Genomic DNA, 25,372 nt, shown 5'->3' on the forward strand with positions numbered 1-25,372 from the left:
ACGTTTTACGGCGCTCGGTCCCGTACACCCACGTATGACCGCTCAGGCGACGTCCTCGTCACCATCATCGATGGCCGCACGACCAGCCGGACTCGTGGCCGCAATCGGGACCTGGATCCTCCTGTCGGGTATCTTTCTGACTGGTTTCGGGTGGATCGTCACGCTGAACGTCCTCCTCGGGGCAACGATCGCCACGGTCGCATCGTACGCGGCGGCCTGGCCGTCGGACGGGCCGCTTCCCGGGCCGTCCCTCGTCGCCCCGCTGATCGCACTCGTGCTCGGGATCGTCGTGATCGCCCTGCCCTTCCTCCTGAACGTCGCCGACGCGCGAATGGTCTGGAGTAACGTGATCGCCGGAGCCCTCGTCGTGGTCCTCTCCGCGGCCGCCGTCTACGGGAGCGTGCAGTTGCAGAAGCGGACGACGCGTGCCTGATACGGTTTACTGTACGTCAGTTCCGGCACAACCGCGATCCGGGCGGCGGTTGCGCCGGTACATCGGTACAGCAATCCGTATGGCTCCCGGTCGGAGAGTCGAACCGGCAGGGACGACGTGAGACGATCGGTTACCTCGAGACGCCGTCGAGACCGGTTACGTCCCGGGCAGCCGTCTACTCGGAAATGTCCTCTTCTAGTACGGTCGTTTCCGCGACGACGAATCTCGCCAGCGTTCGCTTGGTGTGGCTCTCGAGCAGGTGTTCCTCGAGACACCGTCCGGGATCGAGTCCGTCGTGACAGACCGGACACTCGGGTGGTGGTCGCGTCGCCATACAGGGGACAGGATACCAGGTCGCAAAAGGATGCGGCCGGCCCCTGCTCCCGAACGCGCCCTTCCCGGCCGAGACACTATCGCTACGGCGATCGTGGAGGACGAGCGCCGACGCGATTACGATCGCGAGCGGTCGTCGGTCGCGTCCCCGTCCGCGAAATCGATGGCTGCGGCGGTATCGTCGAGATCGGTAAAGCTGGTGCTCCCACAGGAACACCCGTCCCGACTGCCGATCGGCTGGAGGCCCCCACCGTCGAGTTCGATCGCAGCGTAGATCGAGCCACACTGTACACAGGCGGCGACGGTGCGTGCCTGTGCGTCGTCACTGTCGTCCATCAGGGGTCGCTCGTCAGTCCGATGATGTAAATGATGTGTGAGGATACGAGTAACAACAGCGACCGATCGATCGTCGCAGGCCGGCAGTGGCACGGATCGAGAACGATGAGCGAACCGACCGGTCACTCGAACTGAATCTACTGAAATACGAACTGTCATGGCGTCTGGGTGGCGGGAAAGGCTACCGGAAACACAATCCGTCTATACGTCTTCGTGGTGGAGTCCACTGATGACAACAGTCGTTGAACTCGAAATTCCGGCCGAGCGACTCGGGTTGGCCCGGACGTTCGATCGAGTTCCGACGTTCGAGTTCGAGGTCGGGGGACTGATCGGTGACTCACCGCCGCTGGTGTGGATCACGGGCGCCGATCAGTCGACCGTCGAACGGGCACTCGAAACGGATCCATCGGTGGAGATGATCGCGGCGCTCACCGACGGAACCGACGGCCCCAACGACTGCTGGCTGTTCCGGCTCGAATTCGGCGAGGAAGCGAAACTGTTCCAGCGGATTATCGCCGAGAACGACGGGGCGATCCTGGCAGCACACGGCCAGGAGGGGTGGTGGTCCGTGAAGCTGCTGTTCCACGATCACGAGGCGGTCTCGGCGTGTCACGACCTGTTCGACCAGTACGAGTTCCGGGTGGAAGTGACGCGCGTGGCCGGGACGAACGACGTCGCGAACGCGGAGACGCCGCTGACGGAAACCCAGTACGAGACGATCTACAAGGCGTACGAACTCGGCTACTTCGACGTCCCGCGGGAAGTAACCCTCGAGGAACTGGCGTCCGAACTGGGAATCTCTCATCAGGCGCTGTCCGAACGCCTCCGACGAAGCCACGCGGCGCTCGTCAGCGCGGAGCTGTCCGGCGGGATGACGCCGGTCGAACTCGACCCCTGATTCGGCGCCGGTGCCGGTCGAACCGGACGGACGTCGAACGGTCGTCCGTCGCAATGACCGTATTTGCCATTCCGACCTCGCAGTACGATATTAGTGTTCGTACGGTCACCTCATTCGCCTTTGCCCCCTGGAGTTCACTGACAAGTAGATTTAATAGTGGATACTCCGATAGTACGACTGTCGGCGTGAACTCGCTCGCGCCGATCCCGAAACGTACGGGATGCCGGTGGCTGATTCGTGCTCGCGGACGGGGTCACTCGTGGCTGTGTGATCCCTTCCGTCCTCGTTTTTTCGACGTCGTTCCCGGAGCGACGGCGAACGAACGCGGCAGTTCCCGGTGACCGTCAATCAGCACGGGAGGCGTGACTCGCCGCGTTCGGCTCGGTATCGGGGGCCGACTCGGTTTCGAGGACGCGATGCGCGTGGAAAACCACGGCGAAGTCCTGCGGGCTCGGGATCGCACAGGCGAGCCAGCCGATCGCTCCGGCAGCGACGATCGGCGTCTCGGCCGTGACGTACCCGGAGACGCCGAGTCCGAAGACGGGAACCGCCAGGAGGAAGGGAGCGAGGGCTGCGAGACGGAAGGGCCAGGGTGGTTCGGAGCCTGCTGGTCGTGGACGGACGACTGCCCACGGACAGCTCGCGAGGAGGCCGAGGACGCCGTCCGTTCGGCCGGGGAAGTAGATGACGTCGTAGTCGACGCCCGCTAGCCTGAGGACGAGCGCGTGTGACCACTCGTGAGCGACCAGCCCGGCGACGACGGCGAGGGCGAGTATACAGCCGACGACTGCCACATCCGTTCCAATCATGTCTCGCGTGGGATCCACACGGGGGGCGTGTTCATCGACGAGGCGATGGTGTCGTGTGCGATCCCACGCAATCGAGTCGAGAGACTCCCCTCGGTAATCCAGCCGGGTGTACGGATCCGCGTTTTAAGACCGCGAGCGATCGATCGGCCAAGCGGTTAAGTACTGTGGGCTGGTACCGCATGCCATGGAATTCAGCGAATCGCTCGAGTTCGGCCACGCGGACCGCAAGGGCATCTACGAGTACGTCGAGCGCCACGGCGCCGTCGATCCCGACGAGGTGCAGTCCCACCTCGGGATCGATCCCAGCGGCTTCCGTCACCACGTGGCGATCCTCAAGCGCGACGGTCGTCTCGACGAGCGCGACGGCAAACTCCGCGTGACGATCGACGCGGGGGCCGAAGAGGAGTACGTCTCGGAGACCCTCGAGTTCCACATCCGGCCGGCGAGACAGGAGGACCTCTCGGGGATCGTCGGTGCGATCCGGCAAGTCGCCGAGGAGCGGACCTACATCGAGGCCGAGAGCGTGGCGGACGAGATCGACCACGAGGAGACCCTGCTCCGGCACAACGAACTCGAGTCGCGGATGTTCTTCGTGGCCACCGTCGACGACGAGGTCGTCGGCTGGGTGCACCTCCACGCGCCGGAACTCGAGAAACTCGCCCACACCGCCGAACTCACCGTCGGCGTGCTCGAGGGGTATCGCGGTCACGGCATCGGCTCGCACCTCCTCGCGCGGGGACTGGAGTGGGCCGGGTCGAACGGCTTCGAGAAGGTCTACCAGAGCGTCCCCTCGACCAACGAGGAGGCCATCGAGTTCCTCGAGGAACACGACTGGGAGACCGAGGCCGTCCGCGAGGACCACTACAAACTCGATGGCCGGTACGTCGACGAAGTGATGATGGCCGTCGACCTGTGACCGGCCACGATCGACCGACCAGGCGGACCGTTCTGTGCGTATCGAGCGTTGATCTCAACACGCGTTTTATGTGACGCTCGTCGCATAGTTGCGGTATGCGTCTCGCTCTCACGCCCTGGGCGATCGACGACGGACTCGACGAGCCGGCGGCCGTACTCGTCGTCGCGGGTCTGGGCCTCGCCGTCAGCGGCGTCGTCCACGGGCTCACCGCGCCGGCGGATCCGTCGGTCGCCACGCTCCAGGTTTTCGTCTCGCTGCTCGTTCCGACCGGCGTCGCGACCGGCGGCTACTGGTTATACGCTAGCGACGTACCGATCGAGACCCGCTGGCGCGTCGTCACCTGGGCGTCGACCGGGATCGTCGTCGCCTGCGCCCTCGGGGCCTGGCTCCAGTTCTCTGCAGCCCTCGGCGGCGGGGCGGCTGGCGATCCGTGGTCGCAACTCACGACGCTCGCGGCGGGCGGAAGCGCGGTCGGGTTCGTCACCGGCGTCAGCGTCGGCCAGTCCTCCGATCGAGCGCCCGAAACGGAGCCCACGCCGTCCGGAACCGACTCCACAACTCTCGACGGGCCGACCTCCGGGGGAGCGGCCGCGCACCAGTCGGCGACCCCGCACGGCGAGCACGTATCCCCTGCGGCGGACGCGACGTCCGACGCCGATCGCGCGGTTCCAGCCCACGCTCCGACGACGGCGAAACGGACGCTCGACGTTCTCGGGGACGATCGGGCACGCGTCGCCCTCGCGATCGTCTCAGCGGGCGAGGGGTCGCTGTCCGTCGACGACCTCGCAGTCGCGGTCGCCGAGCGCACCGGCGATCCCGTCGACGCGACGGCGATCGAACTCCGACACGCGACGCTTCCCAAACTCGAACGGGCGCACGCGATCGAGTGGGACCGGTACGGGAACACGATCGCGCTCCCGGAGCACGCGATCTTTCAGGAAGGCGTCCGGGAAGTCGCCGCACTGCTCGACCCGTTCGAACCGGGATCCCGGTAGTCAGATCGGACTCTCCTCCGCGTCGGCGACCTCGAACAGCGTCTCGTATCCCTCGTCGTCCGGAAGCTGGTCACGGACGTCCTCAAGGGCACCGTCGAGAATGACCCCTTCAGGTGAAAGCGGCTCGGCGGGACGCCAGGATCCGGAATCGCGGCCGCAACGCTCGCAAACGGGGGCTCGAACCGAAAGACAATTCCACCGGTCGGGGCTACGAGAGCACATGCTTTCGATCGCGCTTGCCGGGAAGCCAAACGCCGGCAAGTCCACGTTCTACACGGCGGCGACGATGGCCGAGGTGGACGTCGCCAACTACCCCTTTACGACGATCGACGCCAACCGGGGGGTGAGCTACGTCCGGACCGAGTGTCCCTGTCTCGACCGCGAGGAGCGGTGCAACGCCGACAACTGCGAGGACGGCAAACGATACGTTCCGATCGAACTCCTGGACGTGGCGGGGCTGGTTCCGGGGGCCCACGAGGGGAAAGGGCTCGGAAACCAGTTCCTCGACGAACTCACGAACGCGGACGTGATCGTCAACGTGATCGACGCCTCCGGCGGGACCAACGAGAAGGGCGAACCGGTCGACGTCGGGGAGCACGACCCGCTCGAGGACATCGACTTCGTCGAGGAGGAGATGGACCTCTGGCTGGCCGGCATCGTCGAGCGCAACTGGGAGGCAGTCGAGCGCAAGTCCCGATCGCCCGATTTCGACATCGACGACGCGCTCGCGGACATGCTCTCGGGTTTCGGCGCGTCGCCGAAGCAGATCGCGACCGTCCTGCGCGAACTCGACTATCCCGAGGACCCCATCCAGTGGGAGGACGAGCACCGCGAAGAACTCGCGCGACTGGTCCGCGAGCGAACCAAGCCGATCGTCGTCGCGGCGAACAAGATCGACGTCGCGCCCGAGGAGAACGTCGAGAAACTGCTCGACCTCGACAAACCCGTGATTCCCACCACCGCTGAGGGCGAACTCGCGCTTCGCCGCGCCGCGGACAACGGTCTCGTCGACTACGACCCCGGCGACGAGACGATCGAGATCGGCGACGGCGTCAGCGACGCCCAGCGCGAGGCCCTCGAGGGGCTGGCCGAGACGATGGCCGCGTACGACGGCACCGGCGTCCAGGGTGCGCTGAATCACGCGGTCTACGACCTGCTCGATCACCTCACGGCTTACCCCGTCGAGGACGCCTCGAAGTGGTCCGACGGCAGCGGCAACGTTCTGCCGGACGCCCATCTACTCCCACAGGGATCGACGCCAGTCGACCTCGCCTACGCGGTCCACTCGGATATCGGCGACGGCTACCTCCACGCGGTCGACGCCCGATCGAACCGGGAGGTCAGCGACAGCTACGAACTCGAGGAGGGCGACGTGATCAAGATCGTAAGTACGAACTGACAGATTCTAACAAACTAACGCTACGTCTGAGGTGGTTCTGTCGATCAGTACAGAGAACTCACATAGCGAATAGTCAGTAAAATAATCGGTCACTCGTCTGTGCGGGATGAGTCATCAGAATGCTCTGTTCCGGGGAGTGGAAATTCCGCATCTTCGGGTGTCTCAACTTCACTTTCAGGCATAGTTCGTCTGATGAGGTAGATAACGAGTCCAACCACAGAGAAAATAACAATAATTGTAGCCCACATCACCGAGTTTTCGATCCCTCGTTTCTCTGCGTCTTTCAGCACAAGAATCGACAGTATCACGTGTATTGATACGTATGCGATTGTCAGACCAAGGAAAGCAATAGACTCCATTAAATGACGGTTTAGGTTATTCCGTAATATGTCTTTTTCAACAGGAAGGTGATGGACCCGATGCTTACTTCGCATCTGCGGTGATCGCAACGGTCGAAGTTGGTCAAAATGGTGTTTATATGTTGTGTACATTGTGTGTACTCAGTATCGGTAACCAAGACCGTGAGTACTAACTGATAAGACGGGAGTCGTAGCGCGTTACTCGTTTTCGAGGGCGTCGTAGATATCTCGGTTCGCGTCCCGGTCTGCCGCTGCCGCTCGCTGGACGAGTTCTCGTCGGATGTCCTCCATCACTTCATCGAGCGGGGAACCGGACTCTGAACCATCCTTGGTCGCCATATTCGGGGTATCGTTCCGACCGTGGTTAACCGTTCGTGTTGGACGACTCGCCGGTCAGCCGATCGCGGAAACCTGTGTGTGAAATCCGTGTCACATTCCCTCTCCGTTGACCGGAATGTTTATCATTCATATAATGACAGCAGAATATGGGGCTGACCGATGACCGTTTCGTTCTGCTTCTGAGTTGACTGCCGGCGTCTCGCGCGAGACGCGGTCAGCATCGGCTTCGTCAGCGCATCGTTGGTTAGCCAACAGACCATCAGAGAGACTATGACAGGATCGACGTTTATCGACTGCGACCGCCTCGATCTCAGACCAGCCCAGGAGGACGATATCGAGTTCCTCCGAGAGGGTGTGAATCACCCACAGGTACGCCGGTATATTAGCTCGTTCAGGACTCCGTACACCGACGAACGCTACCGGGACGAGCTGTGGCCGATGGAACACGACGAGGACACTGTCTCTTTGCTCGCCGTTCCGAACAAAGGCGAATTCGAGGACGAGCCAGTTGGGTCCGTCTCCCTATCCCCCGTGCTGTACACGGACGGGTACGCGAACTTCGCCGTCTGGTTTCATCCGAAAGCGTGGGGGAACGGATACGCTCTCGAAGCGAGCGCACATCTGATCGAGTACGGGTTCCGAGACCTCCGGTTACACCGTCTCTCGGCGACGGCGATGGCCCCAAACGAGGCCTCCAGGACGCTCTTGGAGCGGCTCGGATTCGTTCACGAGGGAACTGCTCGTGAAACGCAGTTCGCGAACGGAACGTACGTCGACGTCGAACGGTACGGTCTGCTGATCGACGAGTGGACCGGTCCGAAAGAGGTGCTCGAAAGGTAGCTGGAGCGGCGTCGCGATCGCTCCGAATATAGATCGGAAAAGACGATCGCGTTTTTTCCGATTCATCAGCGGTACGATAGCCGATATCGACTCATTCCAGCGGGTGTGCGTAGTCGACTTGCTTCGGCCGGAAGTCCGTATTGCGGTAGAACCGGCGTGCGTCCTCGTTGTGCCACTCGCAGGAGACCTTGAGATGGTCGCAACCTCGCTCGCGAGCTAGTTCTTTCACACGTTCGATGACCGCTGTACCATGGCCCTGGTTCCGGTGACTTTCGTCGATCGCGATGTTCACGATGCGAAGGTACTGTGAGTACTGCCGGGACGGGTGGTGGCCCTCGCGGAGCGTGACGAAGCCGATCGTCTCGTCCTCGTGAACGACGAGGTAGTCAGTGATTTCGTCAGCCTCGAGATGGGCGCGGAACCCATCATCTGGCACGTCGTCGACATCCGCATACGCGAGTTCGTTCAGTTCGTCGTACGCTTCCATCGCTTTTGCGAGGGAGTACCAGCGGTCAACGAGCGAGCCGAGGTCTTCGTCACCGGCTTCGACGAGTTCCATACGACGATTCTCCGCCGTTCTTTCTTCAAATTACGCACGGTATGTGCCCGTCTCCCACTCCGTCGTGATGGACACTGAAACGCGAGATGGCGTCGTTACGTCTGACCACTGTTGGGACGAGGGCGTGACCGATACGCTCCCCCAGTGATTCGTCCCGAAGACGGGTCGCTCACTCGGTATCGACGTCCACGACGAGCCGTCCGCTCGTCTCGATCGTGACCTGGACGTGATCGATATCGAACGTGACCGAAACGGTGCTGTCCCGGTCGCCGCCGACGATCGCGTCGAGCGCCTCCGGGTCAACGTGATCGTACAGCGCGATTCCCCGTTCGTGAGCGAGATCGATCGGAGTCGTGTCTTCGACGGTAGCGACGGCGTCGACGATGGCGTGGCTCGGTCGCGTCGTCGACCAGTCGTAGTGCGATTGAACCGTACTACCGACGCCGGACGGTCCGTCACCTCGGGACGTTTCCATACCCCGGGTTCGACGATACATGTGAAAAGTATGTTGTAATATTACTCCAACATCTATCTCTCATTTCGTCAGGACCGGAGCGGAATCGTAGCGGACTGTTGATCGGCGGTCTCGAAACCCGCGCGGTCACCCGATCGCCGCCAGCGGTTCGAACCAGACGGCCGCGACGAGGACGGCCAGGAAGACGTACGACCCGCGGATGAGCAACATCGTCGCGAGTTCCGGGTCGGCCCGCCGGGCGACGGTCGCGACCGCGGCGAACGCGAGCGCCGCGAGCACCGCCGTCGGCGGGAAGATCCGTGCGACGGCGAAGCCGACGACGATCAGCAACGCGGTGGCCATCAGCCCGTAGGCCACGTCGTAGGCACGGTCCGGGCCGACGGCGACGGCGACGGTGCGTTTGTGGATCGATCGATCGTAGGCGTAATCCTGCGCGTCGTCGATGACCTTGATCCCGGAGAGGAGCACGAGAAAGACGAGCGCGAAGCCGATCGGGACCGCGGCGAGGGTCGCCGCCTGGACGTAGAAGCCGCCGACCAGCGAGAGGGCGATCCCGAGCGGATAGCCGGTCGTCGCCGTGACGGGGTTCGTGTCGAGTTGCGGCGCGTGGTGGAACGCGATCAGCCACGTCGGCACCGTGATCGCGACGGCCACCCGGTCCACGAGAACGAACAGGAGGACACAGCACAGCGCGAACACCGTCGTCGAGAGCGCGAGGCCGATGCGACAGCCCCGTTCGGTCAGCGGGTGGTCGTCGTCCTCGCCGCGGACGTGGAAGTCGACGTAGCCGTCCTTGACGTGGGCGGTGTAGACGGCGGCGAACATCGCGAGGACGTGTACTGTCGCGACGACCGGATCGAATTCGGACGCGAGAATCGCGCCGAACAGCGACGCGGCCAGCGGCGGGAGCATGAAGACGGGATGGACCTGCGACAGGAACGCCCGTCCCGTCGCCCTGGAGTCGGTCCCGTGTCTCGCGATGGACATGGTTCGGGTGTCCACGGACTGAAATATAATACCCCGGTCGTGTTCGCGCGTTCCGCAGGGCCGATCGATCGACCCGTACGGGTTCCGAAACACACAGTTTCATGTTGAGTCCCGTGCCACCAGCCACCATGACAGACAGCTACACTGGTGCCGACCTCTTCGTCGACGCGCTGGAATCCTACGGCGTCGACTACCTCTTCGGGAACCCTGGAACGACCGAACTTCCGGTCGTGGACGCGATCGGGGACAGCGACGTCGAGTACGTGCTCGGCCTCCACGAGGACGTCGCGGTTGGGATGGCCGCGGGGTACGCCCAGACTCGCCGGTACCACTCCCACCACGACGAGTCGATCGCCCCGGTCGGCGTCGCGAACCTCCACATCGCACCCGGCCTCGCACACGGGCTCGGGAACCTCTACGCCGCGAAGATCGCCGGCGCGCCGCTGGTCGTCACCGCGGGGAACCACAGCACCGACTTTCGCCACGAGGAGCCGATCCTGAGCGGGGATCTCGTCGACATGGCCGAGGGGTTCTGCAAGTGGTCCGACGAGGTGCTGGACGTTGCCGCGCTGCCGACGATGCTCCGGCGGGCGTTCCGGGTCGCGATGACGCCGCCGACCGGCCCCGTCTTCCTCGGCCTGCCGCTGGACGTCATGCTGGCCGAAACCGACGCCGATCCGGAACGACTCGGCGCGATTCCGAACGCCGGGAGCGGCGATCCGGCACAGCTCGATCGGGCCGCGGACCTGCTCGCCGAGGCCGACACTCCAGTCCTGGTCGTCGGCGACGGCGTGGCCCGATCGGGCGAGGACGCGGTCGCGGCGGCGGTCGAACTCGCCGAGTCGACCGGGGCTCGCGTCCACGGCGAGATCCTGGCCTGCGAGGTCGATTATCCGACGGACCACGACCAGTGGGTGTCCTACATCCCGCCGGACGAGGACCTCGCCTCGATGCTAATGGACAGCGACACGCTCGCCTTCGTGGGCTGTTCGACCAACACGACGCTGACCCGCCACGAGGAGGCGCTGGTCGATCCCGACACGACCTGCATCCACGTCGGCGACGACGCCTGGCAGATCGGCAAGAACCAGCCCGCGGACGCGGCGATCGTCGGCGACCCCGGCCTCGCCATGCAGGGGCTGATCGAGCGCGTCGACGAACGGCTCTCGGACGAGGTGGTCTCCGAGCGACTCGAGCACGTCGCCGCGATCAAGGAGATGGTCGAGGCGAGGATGCAACAGATGGGCGAGGACGAGGATCCGGACGATCCCCGGGCCTCGAAGGCCCAGCTGGTCGACGCGATGGAACGGGTCGCCGGCGACGCCTACATCGTCGACGAGGGGGTCACCTCGAAGTACGCCATGTTGACCCGGTGGGACCTCGCCCCGGAACAGTACATCTCGAACAAGGGCGGCGGACTCGGCTACGGCCTCCCCGCGTCGATCGGGGCGGCCGTCGCGGAGGGCCAGCGCGACGATCCCCGCGACGTGATCGGTTTCGTCGGCGACGGCTCGTACCTCTACTACCCCCACGCGATCTACAGCGCGGCCCGCTACGACCTCGATCTCACGGTCGTCATCCCGGACAACCGTAATTACCGGATCCTGAAAGACAACACGCTCGACATCCTCGGCGGCGAAGAGGACGACTACGAGTTCGTCGGGATGGACTTCGAGCCGCCGGTCGACATCGTGCAAAACGCCGAGAGCCACGGTGCACGCGCGGAACTCGTCGAGACGCCCGACGGGATCGAGAGCGCACTCGAGGACGCGCTCGCGACAGACGGCCCGAACGTGCTCGACGTGCTGGTCCACGACTGACGCGAGGGGACGACCCAGACTTCGCGTCCCGTATAGATCGGTGGACGTCAGTGCCGGTGGGACCGCGACCCGTCCGCAGTCCCCCGGTAAATCGTTACAGCAGACCGTCTGAAACGCCGCCCGGAGCGACGCGGCCGATAGACACTTTGCAGTACTCTCCAAGCGCTAGTTACGATGGGATGGCCGGTGACCCCGTACAGCCTCGTCTTCCTCTGTTCGTTCGTCGTCGCTGTCGGCACCGCCACGATCGCCTGGCGAACGCGTCCGGCGCCGGGTGCGGCCGCCCTGACGGCGTTCATGGGGAGCGTCGCCGGCTGGCTCGGCACGCACGCACTCGAGATCGAAGCGGCGTCGCTCGCGTGGAAGGTGTCCTGGGCCAACGTGCAGTGGCTGTTCGCCGCCGTCATCCCGACGCTCTTTCTCGTCTTCGCCGTCCAGTACACCGGGAAGAACGACTGGCTCACCCGGCGTCGGCTGGGTCTGCTCGCGATCGAACCGCTCGTGATGATCGGCCTGGTCGTGACCAACGATCGGGCGAACGTCCTGTGGGGGCCGACCTACGAGCGGACGCTCCCGTTCGGCTGGACGGGCGATCCCGTAACGGTCGCGACCGCGGACCCGAAGATCGGGACGTTCGTCCACCTCGGCTACGCCACGCTCTGTCTCCTTGCCGCCTCGATACTGCTGATCGACCTGCTCGTCCGCAACGAGCGTCTCTACCGGTGGCAGGGCGCGGCCGTCCTCGTCTCGGTGGCGGTCCCGTGGGGAACCGCCGTCCTCTCCGCGTCGTCGCTCGAGATCGTCGGGATCACGCCGCTGGGGTTTACGATCACCGGCCTCGCGATCACGTTCGGCCTCTACCGGTACCGGCTGCTCGAACTCGCGCCGATCGCCCGCTCGGCCGTCGTTGAAACGCTCGACGACGGCGTGCTCGTCGTCGACGACGACCGCCGCATCGTCGACGCCAACCCGGTCGCGAACGACCTCTTCGGTGGGAGTGATGACACTCTCGTCGGCGATTCGATCGGGGACCTCGTCCCGAGCGACGTCGACTCCCTGCTGGAGTCCACGGCGATGCAGGACCGCGACGGCGACGCGGAGGCCGTCCCGGACGCGGCCAGGTTCTCGCTGGACGGGGAGTCGGGCCGGCGCTACTACGAACTCTCGACGTCGACGATCGACGACGGCCACGGGCGACCGATCGGCTGGACGATCGTCGTCCACGACGTGACCGAGCGGGAACGGCGGGCGAGGGAACTCGAACGAACGAATCACAAGCTCGACGAGTTCGCGAGCGTCGTCAGCCACGACCTGCGAAACCCGCTGACGGTCTCGCGAGGGTACCTCGACATGCTCGAAGAGGAGTACGATCCCGAGTACGTCGAGATCATCGACGAATCGCACGATCGAATGGAGCAACTGATCGACGACGTGCTCGCGCTCGCCCGGCAGGGCCACGGTGCGCTCGACCCCGGCCCCGTCTCGCTCGCGAGCGTCGCGCGGGACGCGTGGGCGACCGTCGAGACCGCCGATGCCACGCGTTCGGTCGTCGACGATCCGACGATCGAGGCCGATCGGACGGCGCTCCAGCAGTTGCTCGAGAACCTGTTTCGAAACGCCATCGAACACGGTTCGTCGAACGGGTCGGCGGGGGCGGTGACCGTTCACGTCGGACGCTCCGAGGACGGCGTCTACGTGGCCGATTCCGGGACGGGGTTCGACGCCTCCGTCGATCGCGATCGACTTTTCGAGTCCGGCTACTCGACCGGCACGGAGGGGACCGGACTGGGGCTGGCGATCGCGGCGGAGATCGCCGAGGGACACGGCTGGTCGATTCGGGCGACCGAGAGCGAGTCGGGCGGTGCACGCTTCGACCTCGACGGCGTCACGGTGCTCGATCGATCGGGGACCGGCGAGGACGAGGATGCGGGGCCGATCGAGACCGACCGCGTGAGCGGACCCGCGGCGTGAGACGGGGTCGGGCCGGCGGCGTCACTCGTCGGCTTCTGGTCGTCGAATCCGTCCGCCGTCGATCGTTTCCGGGAAGATTTTCTCCGGGTTGAGCGTGTCCGTCGGATCGAGCGCGTGCTTGAGCCGGCGCATCGTCTCGACCGCCCCGGTCCCGTGTTCGGCCTCGAGATACTCGCGTTTTCCGTGGCCGATGCCGTGTTCGCCGGTCGCCGTCCCGCCGAGGTCGATCGCTCGCTCGACGATCTCGCGGTACAGTCGCTCGCCGCGGTCGACCATCGCCTCGTCGTCCGGATCGACGAGCACGCTGTAGTGGAGGTTGCCGTCGCCCGCGTGGCCGAAGCAGGGCGCGAGCAGGTCGTACACCTCGGCGAGCCGTTTGGTCTCGTGGACGATCTCGGGGTAGGCGCTGATCGGGACCGTGACGTCGCCGGGGTGGAGCGGTTCGAGGTCGGGATCGTACGACGCGACGGCGTAGGCCAGTTCCCGCCGGGCCCGCCAGAGCGATTCCATCTCGGCGTCGTCGTCGCTCAGCTCGAAGCGGGCGACGTCGTGATCCTCGAAGATGGCCCGACAGAGGTCTATCTCCTCTTCGATCCCGTGGTTGGCGTGGAACTCGAGGAAGACCATCGGTGCGTCGGGCAGATCGGTTCCGAGGTACGCGTTCGCCATCCGCGCGCTCACCCCGTCGACGAGTTCGATCCGGGCCACGTCGACGTCCGTCCGGACCGCGTCGAAGACGGCTTCGGCCGCGTCGTCAAGCGTCTCGAAGATGGCCCGGCCGCCGCGGATCTGCTGGGGCCGGCCAGCGAGTTGGAGCGTCGCCCGCGTCACGACCGCCAGCGTCCCCTCGCTCCCGACGAGGAGGTCGGTCAGGTTGTAGCCGCTCGAGGTCTTGATCGCCCGCGATCCCGTCTCGATCACCGTCCCGTCCGCCAGCACCGCCTCGAGGCCGAGCACCCAGTCGGCGATCTCGCCGTACCTGACGGTCTTCATCCCGCTGGCGTCGGTCGCGATCATCCCGCCGATCGTCGAGATGTCGCCCGACGACGGCAGCGGCGGGAAGAAGAGGCCGTCCTCGGCGACGTACTCCTCGACGTCCGCGCCGATGATCCCCGGGCCGACGTCGATCTGGAAGTCCTCGGGCCGGTAGTCGACGACCTCGTCCATCCGGGTGAGGTCGAGACTGATCCCGCCGTGGGCCGGGACGGCGTTGCCCTCCAGTCCCGTCCCCGCGGCGTAGGGCGTGACCGGGACCTCTCGATCGGTCGCCGCCGCGAGGACCGCCGCCACGTCGGCCGTGGATTCGGGGTAGACGACGGCGTCGGGGACGACGCCCCGGTCCTGTTGCTCGGCTCCCCAGTCGGCCGCGTGCGCGTCCCTTCGCCCCTCCGCGAACGAGACCTGGTCGTCTCCGAGGTCGAGATCCTCGAGGAACGAACAGTCGTGTGTCATACGTGAACGTCGGTCAGCTATCCTATCAACGTTTCCCACGGTTCGGGCCCCGGTCGGTCCGTTCTCCACCGGTACGATCGCTACCAGTTCGATCCGCGTTCGGGTCGACCAGTTGTTGGGGCAACGATAACGTCGTTGGCGGTCGTTCGGACACGCGTGACCGAGACGCCCAGCGATCGATCCGACGACGCACTCGACGAACGGGTCCGCGAACTTCACGAGCACCTCGCGGCCACCGCCGAGTTACCGATCGATCGAACGACCAACCGCTGGCTCGGCGAGGCCGAAGCGGTGGCTCGCGACGCGGCGACAAGCGACCTCGATCCCGAGACGACGAAAGAGCGGGTTCGGCAGGTCCAGCACCTCCTCGCCGAGGCCGACGATCCGACCGACGACGAGGCAGCGACACGCGTCGCTACGGCCCGCGAGGTGTGTGAGTCGATCCTCGAGAAGTGAGCTAGCGAGTCGAATGCTGTCTCCGTCTCACGCCGACTCGTGCGGCCAGGACTTGATCGTCTCGTAGTTCCCGGGCGGTACCGGCCCGTCGAGGAGCGGATCGTCGGTCTCGTCCATCCACTCGTAGAGCCGTCGCGAGAGGTCGCGGCGGACGTCCTGGTATCGCGGCTCGAACGCCACGTTCTCGTCCTCCTGTGGCGCGTTCTTGAGGTCGTACAGTTCCTCGTACGGCCGCGGTGGGATGCCGTAGGTTTCGCGGACCTCGCGCCCGGATTCGCTCGCGAAGATGTCCTTCGAGAGGTAGACCGCCGGCAGGTCCCAGAAGTTCCGGACGTACTTGTACTGGTCCGTCCGGATCGCCCGGACCGGGTTGTACAGGTCGTGCCAGGTCATCTCGGCGAAGATCCGATCGCGCGGCTCGTACTCCTCGTCCGTCAGCAGCGGCAGGAAACTCCGCCCGTCGAGGTCGTCCGGGACGCCGATCCCGAGCAACTCCAGCAGCGTCGGGAGCACGTCGACGTTGCTCAGGAGTTCGTCGTACCGTTGCCCGCCGTCCGTGACGCCGGGATAGCGAACGATCAGAGCCGCCTCGATCCCGGGGTCGTAACAGCTCCCCTTCGCGAGCGGGAAGGCGATGCCGTGTTCCGTCGTGAAGAGCACGACCGTCTCGTCCGCGAGTCCGGCGTCCTCGAGCGCCGCGAGAATCGTCTCTACCCCGTCGTCGACCGCCCGGACCATCCCGTGCATCTCCGCCAGGTCCTGTCTGATTCCCCGTCGATCCGGGAGGTACGTGAGCGGCCGGACCGCGTCGGGGTCGTCGGTATCGTAGCGATCGGCGTCGAAGCCGAACCGGCCGTTCTCCTCCTCGACCCGGTGGCACTCGAAGAAGCCGATCGACGCGAAAAACGGTTCCTCGTATCCGCCTCGGTCGAGAAACGACGAGACGACGGCCGAGACGGCCTGCGCCCGGTTCGTCTGGTGGACCGACGGCGACACTCCCGGAAACAGGTTCCCCTCGGAGTGGATGTGGTCGTATCGCAACTCGTCCGTATCCTGCGTGACGTGTTGCAGGCCGAACAGGTGGGTCTCGTAGCCGGCGTCGCCGAGGTAGTGAGGGAGAATCCGCTCGTCGTCGTGGAGCTCCCAGTGCGTGTGGGCGAGCCCCATCAACCCGTTCACGTGGGGGTATCGGCCGGTCATGAGACTCCCGCGACTCGGCGAACACTGGGGTGCCGTCGCGAAGTGGTTCTCGAAGAGTGCGCCCTCCGCTGCGAGGGCGTCGATCGCCGGCGTCTCGACGTCGACCCCGTAACAGTCGAGGTGCCGGCCGAGGTCGTGACAGTGGATCAGGAGCACGTTCGGTCGCGAACCGTCCATGAGTACGTCGCTACCATGACCGATCGGATAAGTGTTGGAGGGCCAACGTACTGGCACCAGGGGGTCGCCCCCGTCTCCTCCAGTCGACCGCCGCGCTCCCTCCGGTTTTAAGACGGTTCACCACACGATGAACGATGATGGCAGATCGGAACCGACCGCCGCGGAGGGGAGTCGCGTGAACGCTGACCTCGACCTCCTGGTCCGACTCAACGACTACGATCGGCCCCAGGACGTCGCCGATCGGGCCGTCCAGGTCGAGGATCTGGGCTTCGATCGCATCTCGATGGGCGAGACGACGGGCTGGAACATCGTTCCGCCGCTCACGCTCGTCGCGGATCGTACCGACCACCTCGGCGTCTCGAACGACGTCATCTCGCCGTTCGGGCGATCGCCGGCGATGCTGGCCCAGACCGCGCTGACGCTGCACGACGCCGCCGACGGCCGGTTCCGGCTGGGGCTCGGTCCGAGTTCGCCGGCGATCACCGAGCGCTGGCACGGCGAAGACTTCGATCGGCCCCTGCGGCGTACGCGGGAGACGATCGAGGTGATCCGATCGGTCTACGACGACGGGAGCCCGGCCTACGAGGGCGAGATTTTCGAAATCCAGGGGCTGAACTACGAGCGAGAGGTGCCGCAATCGCCGCCGCCGATCGATCTCGGGACGCTCGGCCCGAAAGCGACGGAGATGGCGGGCCGATTCGGCGACGGCTGGGCCCCCCAGATGTTCACGAAAGACGGTCTCGCGGATCGACTGGACGATCTGGAGCGCGGTGCGGAACTCGCCGGCAGGGGGCTCTCGGACCTGCGGGTGAGCCCGATCGTGCGCGGAATCGCCGCCGAGGACCGCGAGCGCGCCCGCGAACTGGCCCGCGGGACGATCGCGTTCATGCTCGGGGCTTACGGCCCCTACTACGGCGATTCGGTCGCCGAGCAGGGGTATCCCGACGTCGTCGCGGACGTCCGTGAGGCCTGGCAGGACCGGGACACCGAGGAGATGGCCGCGCGGCTGCCCGACGTGGTCCTCGACGAACTCGCGCCGGCCGGGACGCCCGACGAGGTTCGCGAGTGGGTCGAGGAGTACGCCGCGATCGACGGCGTCGACGCCGTCCGCGTCGGGTTCGTCGACGGGATGACCGAGGCCGACAAGGAGACGACGATGGAGGCGCTCGCCGACCTAGCGTAGTCAGCGCCGTCGCTATCGTACTAACTGACACGAGTTACCCGCCGACGGTTCCCTTGAAGCGTTCGATCGATGACGGGTTTTCGAAGCCGTGCTGAATACAGAGGATGAGTGCAGTACGTCAACCTCGTTTGTTTCATACCAAAATCAATGAACTATTTATTCAGTAGATATGCTTGCTAACCGAGGTTGGAGATCAATTCAGCCGGTACAGTGAGTTCGACCCGAGTACCGCTAAGTGAGCGTGCCGACAGCCGGGCCTCAAGTTCGACCACCCCCTCCTCAGAATCAGTGTTATCCAGAACCGTGAGCAGGACGTGGACGCGCCCCGCTGTCGTTCCACGCGGGTACGCGTATCGGCGCTTGGAAGACGTCGACCCCTCGGCTTCCGAGGGAGATCTACCCCATGTCGAACTATAGGAGGCCGCAATACCGGGATTGAGCGTTGCCCTGACATCACCAGTCGCCACGAGTTCAACGGTAACGTCTGACCAGAGCCCGTCCCGTTGTATTGCCCAGACGACCTCGACAGCCACCTTTTGCTCCGTCGTTCGCTCGGGGATCGAGACCCCGAGGAGTGCGTCGTCGTCCTCAACGGGGGTAACAGCGGGGCTAAGGGAATCAATCTGTTCACCATCCTTGCGGACGACAGTACCATCGTCTGTCCGTTCGAGATCGAGGCTGGATGACCCATACAGGGCTGCGCCGACGATCGCACCACTGCTGCCAAGTGCGCCGAGCCCACCGATGGCGATCACGTTGCGCCGCTTCATTCAACCGATCTTTAGCAGCATCTGCGAAGGGTCTTCTGGTGGACAGTGTCTCGATAGCTGTGTCACCTGCACAGAGCCATCACCCCTTCACAAATCGATCCATCTCTCGTGGGAGAGTCGCGCTGTGTATTCAGCACGCTGTTTATATCAACCGCTGAGGGTTTCAACAGCGCCACACCGATCGCACCGTCCGCGATTTCCGCTCGCTTCGCTGCCGAACCGCTCCCGACGTGCGATCCGGCCCCATCGACGTTCAGCAGCTCCCATCGCCCTCGAGATCGCTCGCCTCGAGCGGCCGCGCGTCGTCCCAGTACTCCTCGTGCAGGTCGAGCGCCCAGTCCCGGACCGTCCCGTCGTCGGTCTCGAGCGACGCCTGCAGCATGCCGGCCTCGTCGCGGACGAGCATGTTTACCACGTCGTCGGCGATGGACACGGCGAACGGAATCTCGCCGTCGTAGATCCGGATCTCCGCGTTTTCCGCCTCGACGAGGTCCCGGAGCGGCCGTCGCAACGCCGCGTCCTCGGCGACGGCGTCGATCGCGCTCGCCGACAGGACGCCGCCGAAGGTTCCGTCCTCCTCGACTGCGTGCTCCCGGACGACCTCGATCATGCGCTCGTTGAACGCGTGGGAGACGACGCGGGTCCGATCGGCACGGCTGACGAGTTCGGTCACCCGCTGGACGGGGGCGCTCGGTCGCGTCTGGCTCGGCACGACGATCGTCGCGTCCCGGAGGCGGCGGAGGTCGAAGGTCATCGCCTCGGTCGGGAGCCACGCGACGATGTCGCGGAGTTTCAACTCCGTCTCGAGGATTTCGTAGAGGTCGGTGATCCCGTCGGCCACGAGACGGCCCGTCGCGGTCGCCTCGTACCCGTCGCCGGCGCTGCTGATCCAGTTCCGATCGTCGAAGTCCCGGAGCACCCGGCCAAGCGTCGGCTGTGACGCGCCGGTGATCTCCTCGAGTTCCCGTCGCGTCCGGGGCCCGTCACAGACCGCGTTCAACACGTCGATCCGGTTCTCCGACAGCGCGAGAAACTCGATTTCTTCGAGAACCTCGTCCATAGCGACCCGTCTCGCCGACGGGAGAAAGCGCTTTCGAGTGGTGAAAACCTTTCACTCTATGAACGAGCGGCGACGGGAGAAATTCCGACACGGCGAGTGGATATTTCTTGCCGGGAAATATTTTCTGAATTAACTTATGTGCCGGCATCCCCTCGTATCTCGTAACAATGACTCACGAACGTCGAACGAACGTCCACGCGAACGGACCGTGGACGCGTTCGCTCCCGGAGGTGTTGGCCCGCCAGTGAACCGTCGGACGATCCTCTTTTTCGTCCTGTCGAGCCTGTTCTTCGGCGGGACGTTCGTCGCCGCGAAGGCCGGCCTGGCGTACTTTCCACCCCTGCTGTTCGTCGCGCTCCGGTTCGACATCGCGGCCGTCGTCCTGCTTACCTACGTCCTCGCCACGTCCGACCGGGCGGACCTGCTCCCGTCGACCCGGGGTGACGTGACGGGGATCCTCGCGACCGGCGTCCTCGTGATCGGCCTGACGAACGCCCTGCTGTTCGTCGGCCAGCAGTACGCCACCAGCGCCGTCGCCGCAATCGTCTTCAGTCTCAACCCCATCCTGACGCCGGTGTTTGCGGCGGTCCTCCTCTCGGACGAACGGCTCTCGGGCCGCGGCGCGATCGGGATCGGCCTCGGCCTCCTCGGCGTCGCGCTCGTGGTCAGTCCCGATCCCGCGTCCCTGGCCGGCGGCGACGCCCTCGGCAAGGCGATCCTGTTCGCCGGTGCGGTCAGCGCCGCGATCGGGGCCGTGCTCATCCGCCGGGCCGACGCGACGCTCTCCAGTACGGTCCGCATCGCGTGGGGACTGCCCCTCGCCGCCGTGCTCACCCACGGCTTCGCCTGGGGGGCCGGCGAATCGACGGCGTCGATCGCGTGGACGCCGGCAGCCGTCCTCTCGCTCGCCTACGTCGCCATCGTCGCGGGCGTGCTCGCGTACATCGCTTACTTCGCCCTCCTCGACGCGGCCGGCGCGATCCGATCGAATCTCGTCTTCTACGTCGTCCCAGCCGTCTCGACGATCGGCGGCTGGGCCCTGCTGGGCGAGTCGATCGCCCCCCTCGCGGTGGTCGGCTTCCTGACGATCTTCGCCGGGTTCGCAGTGCTCGGCAGCGAATCGATCGACGTCCGATCGCGGCTTCCGAACGTGGCTTCGGGGTCGGCCGCGATCGATGAGGGGGCTCCACAGGAGGAACCGCGCGGATTCCGGTCGGACTGAACGTCGAGGGGATCGGGTCGATACGCACGACAGGCCGTCTCAATCGACGTCCGGTCGGGGAGCGCTCGATTCCGCCGTCCCGATCGCGGGAACCGGCGACGCCAGGACGACCATCGTGACGGCGACTACCACGAACCCGGCCCCGATCGCGGCGAGGAGCACGATCGGCGAGGTCAGGTCGGCGAGATACCCCGCGACCGGCTTCAGCGGCGCGCGGACGAGCGCATAGCCCATCGACGCGGCGCTGAGAAGCGTCGCCCGGCCGACCGACTCGACCCGATCGTTGAGGTACTGGTTGACCAGCGGCCTGTACAGCGCGGTCGCCCCTTTCATACAGAAGAAGACCGGAATCGCGAGCAGGCCCAGGACGAGCGGCGTCAGGAACAGCCCCGCGATCGCGACGGGGAGCGCCAGGAGGGCCGTCCGGAGGCCGAACAGGTCGCGCACGCTCTCCGCGTAGTAGCTCGCGATCGCCGACAGCGCCGCGAATCCCGCGTAGACGACCCCGAGCGTCGCCTCTTCGGGGACGGTCGGGCCGGCGATCGACCGCATCGGGTCGATCCCGGCGAGCACGTCGACGGTGATCGGCTGGACGTACGTGTCGGCGACGCTGACCAGCGCGAAGAACAGCGCGACGAACAGGACGAACGCCCGGAGCGAGGGGTTCGAGAACCGGGTCCGGAGTATCGAGAGCGACTCGCGCACGCCGACGGTCTCGGTGGGGGACGAGCGATCGAACTGCGCGTTCGCCGGCATCGAGAGCACGACGACGACGCCGATCCCGTGGAGGAACGCGGACGCGACGAACGGATACGTCGGGTGGCCGACGTACAGGAGACCCCCGGCGATCATCGTCGCCGCCGACACCCAGTGGTGGACCGACCCGCCCCTGCCGCGGACGCGCGTGAACGTCTCTTCGTCCGTCCGATCCCGGAGCGTCTCGTAGAGCCACGCGTCGGCCGTCCCCGACTGGAGCGACAGCGCGATCGACCAGATCGCGTACAGGACGACGAACCCGGTGAAAGAGTCGACGACGACGAATCCGGCGACGGACGCGGTCATCGCCGCCATCCCCAGGGCCAGCGCGTTTCGTCGCCCGAACCGATCGGCCACGTACCCCGTCGGGACCTCGAATGCGACGACGAGGAGGGCCGAAATCGCACCGAGCGTCCCGATCTGGGTGTACGTGAGGTCCTTCCAGAGCAAGAACAGCGTGAACACCGGCCAGATGAAGCCGACCGAGTCGGTGGCCTGGTACAGATAATACGCGAGGATCGGCGCTGGGCGGGGCGGGAACCGGGACATCGATGCCGTCGAATTCCTCGTACCGACTCGCTATAAGGGCTCGCTGATCGGCGTTTTTGTAGAGCGACTGACTATTCCACGACCCGGTCGGTACGCGGATCGAGTGAGCCCTGCGATCGCGACCCTACCGAACCGCTCGCGTCGCGCCGTCGATGATCTCGAGGGCCTCTTTCAGTTCCTCCATCCCCGTCGCGTAGGAGAGGCGGGCGTACCCCTCGCCGTTCGCGCCGAAGGCGTCGCCGGGAACGACGACGACGTCCCGATCGAGCACTGCGTCACACCAGCCCTCGGGGACCTTCGGCATGACGTAGAACGCTCCTTCCGGCTTCGGCACCTCGAGTCCGGCGTCCTCGAGTCCGTCGAGGACGACGTCGCGTCGCCGTTCGAAGGCCTCGACCATCTCCTCGACGGGGTCCTGTGGCCCCGTCAGCGCCGCCTCGGCGGCGTACTGTGCCGGCGCGGAGGCACAGGCCTGGGCGTACTGGTGAACCCGGAGCATGCGTTCGATCCGCCGGTTCGATCCGAGCACCCAGCCGAGTCGCCACCCGGTCATCGAGTAGGTCTTCGAGCAGGCGCTGACGACGACGACGTTGTCCGTCTCGGCGAACTCGTACGGCGAGCGGTGCTCGCCCTCGAAGACGATGTGCTCGTAGACCTCGTCGGAGAGACAGAGCACGTCGTGTTCGTCGGCGATGCGCGCGAACTCGCGCATGTCGGCCTCGCTCTGGACGGCCCCCGTCGGGTTGGCGGGGCTGTTGACGACGAACGCCGCGGTGTCGTCGGTGATGGCCTCCTCGACGGTCGCCGGATCGAGGGTGAGATCCTCGCGGAGGCCGACCGGTTTCGGCTCCCCGCCGGCGATCCGGGTCAGGGCGTCGTAGGAGACGAAGCCGGGATCGGGGAAGATCACTTCCTGGCCCGCGTCGACGTGGGCCTCGAGGACGAGGTGCAGCGCCTCGCTCCCGCCCGAGGTGGCGATGACGTCCCCGGGATCGATCGCCAGGTCGTAGTCGCGGTCGTACTTCTCGGCGATCGCCTCCCGGAGCGATCGGGTCCCCTTGTTCGAGGTGTAGGCGTCGGTCAGTCCGTCCTCGATCGCTTCGATCGCCCCGCGGCGGGCGTGTTCGGGCGTGGGAAAATCCGGCTGGCCGATGCCGAGGTTGATCGCGTCCTCGCCCGCGGCCTCGAAGACCTCCCGGATACCGCTGATCGACACCTGTTCGACCCGGGCTGCAAATTCCGTCATGCCTAGACGGGTGACGTGAACCCCGATAACTCTTGATGTACCGGTGGCCGGCCGTCGGGAGGTATCGATCGCGAGGTCAGTGCGGTCCCGATCACCGTTTCGACGGAATCGCCCTGTTCGTCGGTTCCGTTCCGTCGAGGACGCTCCGCTCGCCGCTCCCACGGGACCATCCCGTCCGTCGTGTGGACGGATCGGCCACAACGGTTATCCCTCGGCTCGCTCATTCCCGACCTGATGACGACATCTCGACGCGCGTTTCTCGCTGCGGGAGCCTCGCTCGGGCTCGCAGCGACTGCCGGGTGTCTCGACTTCGTACAGGGGAACGAACCGCTCGAGTTCCACGCGGACCGGGTCGCACCGGCCCAGTCCGCGCTCGAGGACACCGAGTACGAGGAGCGAGCGATCGAGAAGGAGACGATCGAGGAGAGCGTCGAGGCGGGCGTCGAACGGGAGGTCCGCGCGACCGTCTGGCTCTCCTCGTACACGAAGGAGATGGCGTACCAGGACGAACAGCAAGAAGCGAGCCTGTTCACGGCTATCTCGATCCCGGGCATGGAGGTCGCCGGCCGATCGTTCAACCCGATCGACGACATGACGAACGAGGAACTCCTCGACGAGTTCGTCGACGAGATGGACGGCGAACACGGGCAGGTCGAGGACCTCGACCACCAGGAGACGTACACGCTGGAGGTCCTCGACGGGACGCGCGACGTCGACGTCTTCCTCGGCGAGACCGAGTTCCAGGGTGAGCGCGTCGACGTCGAACTCAGGATGACCTCGTTCGATCACGAGGGCGACATCCTGGTGTTGCTGGGTAGCTACCCCGAGATGCTCGCCGACGAGGGGCCGACGATCGACGACCTGATGAAATCGGTCGAACACCCGGCCGAGAACTGACGGCGGCCGGTCTCGACTCGTTCGATCGCCAGCCGTCCCCCTATACTCTGGCCGAGGAACGATCGGACCGGTGGTAACGGCCGCTCTCACGCCGGGAGCGCCGCGCTCGACGCTATAGTAGCCACTGAAAGTCAATGCACACCTGATCGCAGGACGACTTTGCGATCAGTGTGTAAATCGTTTCAGTGGCTACTATAACCGACCCGATCGACGACTACCCCTCGCTCCGGACGACGCGCGTCGCTCCCGATCGGGGGTCGATGTGGACTCGCCACGCTCCGGACTCGCTCGTCGCGGGCACGATCCAGGTCGATCGCGTGCGGTGGGGCAGCGACGTGACGACTGACTCGCAGCCTGCGTCGGCCAGCGTGTCGTAGGCGAGTACGGCGGCTTCTTCGCTGGTCGTGATTTCGGTCGTGTCGTCGTGGCTGGTGAGCGGATCGGTCATGGTCCTCCACGTGTACGGTTGTCGTTCACACTCAAGAAACGCCGATTCAGTTCCCAGCGGTTTGGGACGGGGGTGGACCGGTACAGGCCCCTTTATGCCCGGGGTGGACCGGTACGGGCCCGTCAACCCTGCCGCTCCGCGCCGATCCCTCCCTCTGCGGGCGCGTGTTTCCCGTCACCCGTGTTTGAACGTCACGCCGCTCCCCGTCTCGGGATACTCCCAGACGACGTTGTCGTACGGGCAGGCGAACCGACAGCTCGAGCACTCGAGACAGTTCTCGTAGGCGATGTGGGGGACGCCGTCGTCGCCCTCGCGCCAGACGTTTGCGGGACAGACGCTCACGCAGTCGTTCGTCTCGCAGTCGGCGCAGATGTCCGGCACTTTCACGTCGAGGTGGGAGTCGCCGGGATCGTCGTACTTGACGGTGTAGAGGCGATCCTCCATCGAGTCGTTAGTAATCTCGGGCGTCTTGGGTTGGACACTCATC

General features: G+C 65.5%; 28 protein-coding genes. 12 read left to right on the top strand and 16 right to left on the bottom strand.

What is annotated here, in order from left to right:
• The first annotated feature begins 70 nt into the window (after positions 1–70).
• Positions 71–433, top strand: coding sequence for an SPW repeat domain-containing protein (locus MUN73_RS15630; RefSeq protein ID WP_250141439.1), 363 nt, complete (start codon positions 71–73; stop codon positions 431–433).
• 175 nt (positions 434–608) lie between these two features.
• Here the strand turns inward: MUN73_RS15630 and MUN73_RS15635 are convergent, their stop codons facing one another.
• Complete coding sequence (locus tag MUN73_RS15635; RefSeq protein ID WP_250141440.1) at positions 609–767, bottom strand: hypothetical protein; 159 nt, start codon at positions 765–767, stop codon at positions 609–611.
• A gap of 116 nt (positions 768–883) precedes the next feature.
• Complete coding sequence (locus MUN73_RS15640; RefSeq protein ID WP_250141441.1) at positions 884–1,102, bottom strand: hypothetical protein; 219 nt, start codon at positions 1,100–1,102, stop codon at positions 884–886.
• Positions 1,103–1,331: 229 nt separating this feature from the next.
• Between MUN73_RS15640 and MUN73_RS15645 the strand changes: the two genes are divergently transcribed.
• Positions 1,332–2,000, top strand: coding sequence for a helix-turn-helix domain-containing protein (locus MUN73_RS15645; protein ID WP_250141442.1), 669 nt, complete (start codon positions 1,332–1,334; stop codon positions 1,998–2,000).
• A 344-nt stretch (positions 2,001–2,344) separates the two neighbouring features.
• Here the strand turns inward: MUN73_RS15645 and MUN73_RS15650 are convergent, their stop codons facing one another.
• Entirely contained in the window at positions 2,345–2,809 is a 465-nt protein-coding gene (locus tag MUN73_RS15650; RefSeq protein WP_250141443.1) for a hypothetical protein, read from the bottom strand.
• 184 nt (positions 2,810–2,993) lie between these two features.
• Between MUN73_RS15650 and MUN73_RS15655 the strand changes: the two genes are divergently transcribed.
• The 3 genes from MUN73_RS15655 to MUN73_RS15665 all read left to right on the top strand — a co-directional run bounded on the left by MUN73_RS15655 (position 2,994) and on the right by MUN73_RS15665 (position 6,119).
• On the top strand, positions 2,994–3,725 hold the full coding sequence (locus MUN73_RS15655) for a GNAT family N-acetyltransferase (protein WP_250141444.1): 732 nt from the start codon (positions 2,994–2,996) through the stop codon (positions 3,723–3,725).
• 95 nt (positions 3,726–3,820) lie between these two features.
• Positions 3,821–4,720 (top strand): DUF7344 domain-containing protein, encoded by a 900-nt coding sequence (locus MUN73_RS15660; protein ID WP_250141445.1) that lies wholly within the window; start codon positions 3,821–3,823, stop codon positions 4,718–4,720.
• A gap of 220 nt (positions 4,721–4,940) precedes the next feature.
• Complete coding sequence (locus MUN73_RS15665; protein ID WP_250141446.1) at positions 4,941–6,119, top strand: redox-regulated ATPase YchF; 1,179 nt, start codon at positions 4,941–4,943, stop codon at positions 6,117–6,119.
• Between the two features lie 89 nt (positions 6,120–6,208).
• Here MUN73_RS15665 and MUN73_RS15670 read toward each other — a convergent pair whose 3' ends face one another.
• Both MUN73_RS15670 and MUN73_RS15675 read right to left on the bottom strand, forming a co-directional pair.
• On the bottom strand, positions 6,209–6,478 hold the full coding sequence (locus MUN73_RS15670) for a hypothetical protein (protein ID WP_250141447.1): 270 nt from the start codon (positions 6,476–6,478) through the stop codon (positions 6,209–6,211).
• Between the two features lie 198 nt (positions 6,479–6,676).
• Positions 6,677–6,817, bottom strand: coding sequence for a hypothetical protein (locus tag MUN73_RS15675; protein WP_250141448.1), 141 nt, complete (start codon positions 6,815–6,817; stop codon positions 6,677–6,679).
• A gap of 270 nt (positions 6,818–7,087) precedes the next feature.
• On the opposite strand from MUN73_RS15675, the gene MUN73_RS15680 reads away from it, so the two are divergent.
• On the top strand, positions 7,088–7,657 hold the full coding sequence (locus MUN73_RS15680; RefSeq protein ID WP_250141449.1) for a GNAT family N-acetyltransferase: 570 nt from the start codon (positions 7,088–7,090) through the stop codon (positions 7,655–7,657).
• A 91-nt stretch (positions 7,658–7,748) separates the two neighbouring features.
• On the opposite strand, the gene MUN73_RS15685 is transcribed toward MUN73_RS15680, so the two are convergent.
• The 3 genes from MUN73_RS15685 to MUN73_RS15695 form a co-directional block, all read right to left on the bottom strand.
• The gene (locus tag MUN73_RS15685; protein ID WP_250141450.1) at positions 7,749–8,216 is read right to left on the bottom strand and encodes a GNAT family N-acetyltransferase; all 468 of its coding nucleotides are present in this window, start codon (positions 8,214–8,216) and stop codon (positions 7,749–7,751) included.
• 169 nt (positions 8,217–8,385) lie between these two features.
• Complete coding sequence (locus MUN73_RS15690) at positions 8,386–8,691, bottom strand: HalOD1 output domain-containing protein (protein ID WP_250141451.1); 306 nt, start codon at positions 8,689–8,691, stop codon at positions 8,386–8,388.
• A 126-nt stretch (positions 8,692–8,817) separates the two neighbouring features.
• Entirely contained in the window at positions 8,818–9,678 is an 861-nt protein-coding gene (locus tag MUN73_RS15695) for a UbiA family prenyltransferase (protein WP_250141452.1), read from the bottom strand.
• A 128-nt stretch (positions 9,679–9,806) separates the two neighbouring features.
• Between MUN73_RS15695 and MUN73_RS15700 the strand changes: the two genes are divergently transcribed.
• Both MUN73_RS15700 and MUN73_RS15705 read left to right on the top strand, forming a co-directional pair.
• Entirely contained in the window at positions 9,807–11,498 is a 1,692-nt protein-coding gene (locus MUN73_RS15700; protein ID WP_250141453.1) for a thiamine pyrophosphate-binding protein, read from the top strand.
• Between the two features lie 174 nt (positions 11,499–11,672).
• Positions 11,673–13,469: a sensor histidine kinase gene (locus tag MUN73_RS15705; protein ID WP_250141454.1), complete on the top strand. Its 1,797-nt coding sequence runs from the start codon at positions 11,673–11,675 to the stop codon at positions 13,467–13,469.
• A gap of 21 nt (positions 13,470–13,490) precedes the next feature.
• Here MUN73_RS15705 and MUN73_RS15710 read toward each other — a convergent pair whose 3' ends face one another.
• Positions 13,491–14,921, bottom strand: coding sequence for an FAD-binding oxidoreductase (locus MUN73_RS15710; protein WP_250141455.1), 1,431 nt, complete (start codon positions 14,919–14,921; stop codon positions 13,491–13,493).
• A 156-nt stretch (positions 14,922–15,077) separates the two neighbouring features.
• On the opposite strand from MUN73_RS15710, the gene MUN73_RS15715 reads away from it, so the two are divergent.
• Positions 15,078–15,377, top strand: coding sequence for a DUF8152 family protein (locus MUN73_RS15715; RefSeq protein WP_250141456.1), 300 nt, complete (start codon positions 15,078–15,080; stop codon positions 15,375–15,377).
• Between the two features lie 27 nt (positions 15,378–15,404).
• On the opposite strand, the gene MUN73_RS15720 is transcribed toward MUN73_RS15715, so the two are convergent.
• The gene (locus MUN73_RS15720) at positions 15,405–16,754 is read right to left on the bottom strand and encodes a sulfatase family protein (RefSeq protein ID WP_250141457.1); all 1,350 of its coding nucleotides are present in this window, start codon (positions 16,752–16,754) and stop codon (positions 15,405–15,407) included.
• 175 nt (positions 16,755–16,929) lie between these two features.
• Between MUN73_RS15720 and MUN73_RS15725 the strand changes: the two genes are divergently transcribed.
• Entirely contained in the window at positions 16,930–17,937 is a 1,008-nt protein-coding gene (locus tag MUN73_RS15725; protein ID WP_250141458.1) for a TIGR04024 family LLM class F420-dependent oxidoreductase, read from the top strand.
• Positions 17,938–18,113: 176 nt separating this feature from the next.
• Here MUN73_RS15725 and MUN73_RS15730 read toward each other — a convergent pair whose 3' ends face one another.
• A complete protein-coding gene (locus MUN73_RS15730; RefSeq protein WP_250141459.1) occupies positions 18,114–18,707 on the bottom strand; it encodes a hypothetical protein in 594 nt (197 codons plus the stop codon).
• 253 nt (positions 18,708–18,960) lie between these two features.
• Positions 18,961–19,767, bottom strand: a complete 807-nt coding sequence (locus tag MUN73_RS15735) for a helix-turn-helix transcriptional regulator (RefSeq protein WP_250141460.1) — start codon at positions 19,765–19,767, stop codon at positions 18,961–18,963.
• Positions 19,768–20,011: 244 nt separating this feature from the next.
• Between MUN73_RS15735 and MUN73_RS15740 the strand changes: the two genes are divergently transcribed.
• Positions 20,012–20,989 (top strand): DMT family transporter, encoded by a 978-nt coding sequence (locus tag MUN73_RS15740; RefSeq protein ID WP_250141461.1) that lies wholly within the window; start codon positions 20,012–20,014, stop codon positions 20,987–20,989.
• Positions 20,990–21,028: 39 nt separating this feature from the next.
• Here the strand turns inward: MUN73_RS15740 and MUN73_RS15745 are convergent, their stop codons facing one another.
• The gene (locus tag MUN73_RS15745) at positions 21,029–22,294 is read right to left on the bottom strand and encodes an MFS transporter (protein ID WP_250141462.1); all 1,266 of its coding nucleotides are present in this window, start codon (positions 22,292–22,294) and stop codon (positions 21,029–21,031) included.
• 124 nt (positions 22,295–22,418) lie between these two features.
• Positions 22,419–23,540, bottom strand: a complete 1,122-nt coding sequence (locus tag MUN73_RS15750; RefSeq protein ID WP_250141463.1) for a pyridoxal phosphate-dependent aminotransferase — start codon at positions 23,538–23,540, stop codon at positions 22,419–22,421.
• 234 nt (positions 23,541–23,774) lie between these two features.
• Between MUN73_RS15750 and MUN73_RS15755 the strand changes: the two genes are divergently transcribed.
• Positions 23,775–24,437, top strand: coding sequence for a DUF6517 family protein (locus MUN73_RS15755; protein WP_250141464.1), 663 nt, complete (start codon positions 23,775–23,777; stop codon positions 24,435–24,437).
• A gap of 214 nt (positions 24,438–24,651) precedes the next feature.
• Here MUN73_RS15755 and MUN73_RS15760 read toward each other — a convergent pair whose 3' ends face one another.
• Entirely contained in the window at positions 24,652–24,885 is a 234-nt protein-coding gene (locus tag MUN73_RS15760) for a hypothetical protein (RefSeq protein ID WP_250141465.1), read from the bottom strand.
• Positions 24,886–25,059: 174 nt separating this feature from the next.
• A complete protein-coding gene (locus MUN73_RS15765) occupies positions 25,060–25,371 on the bottom strand; it encodes a ferredoxin family protein (protein ID WP_250141466.1) in 312 nt (103 codons plus the stop codon).
• Position 25,372: the final 1 nt, after the last annotated feature.

The sequence above is a fragment of the Halosolutus amylolyticus genome (assembly GCF_023566055.1).
Taxonomy (GTDB): Archaea; Halobacteriota; Halobacteria; order Halobacteriales; family Natrialbaceae; genus Halosolutus; species Halosolutus amylolyticus.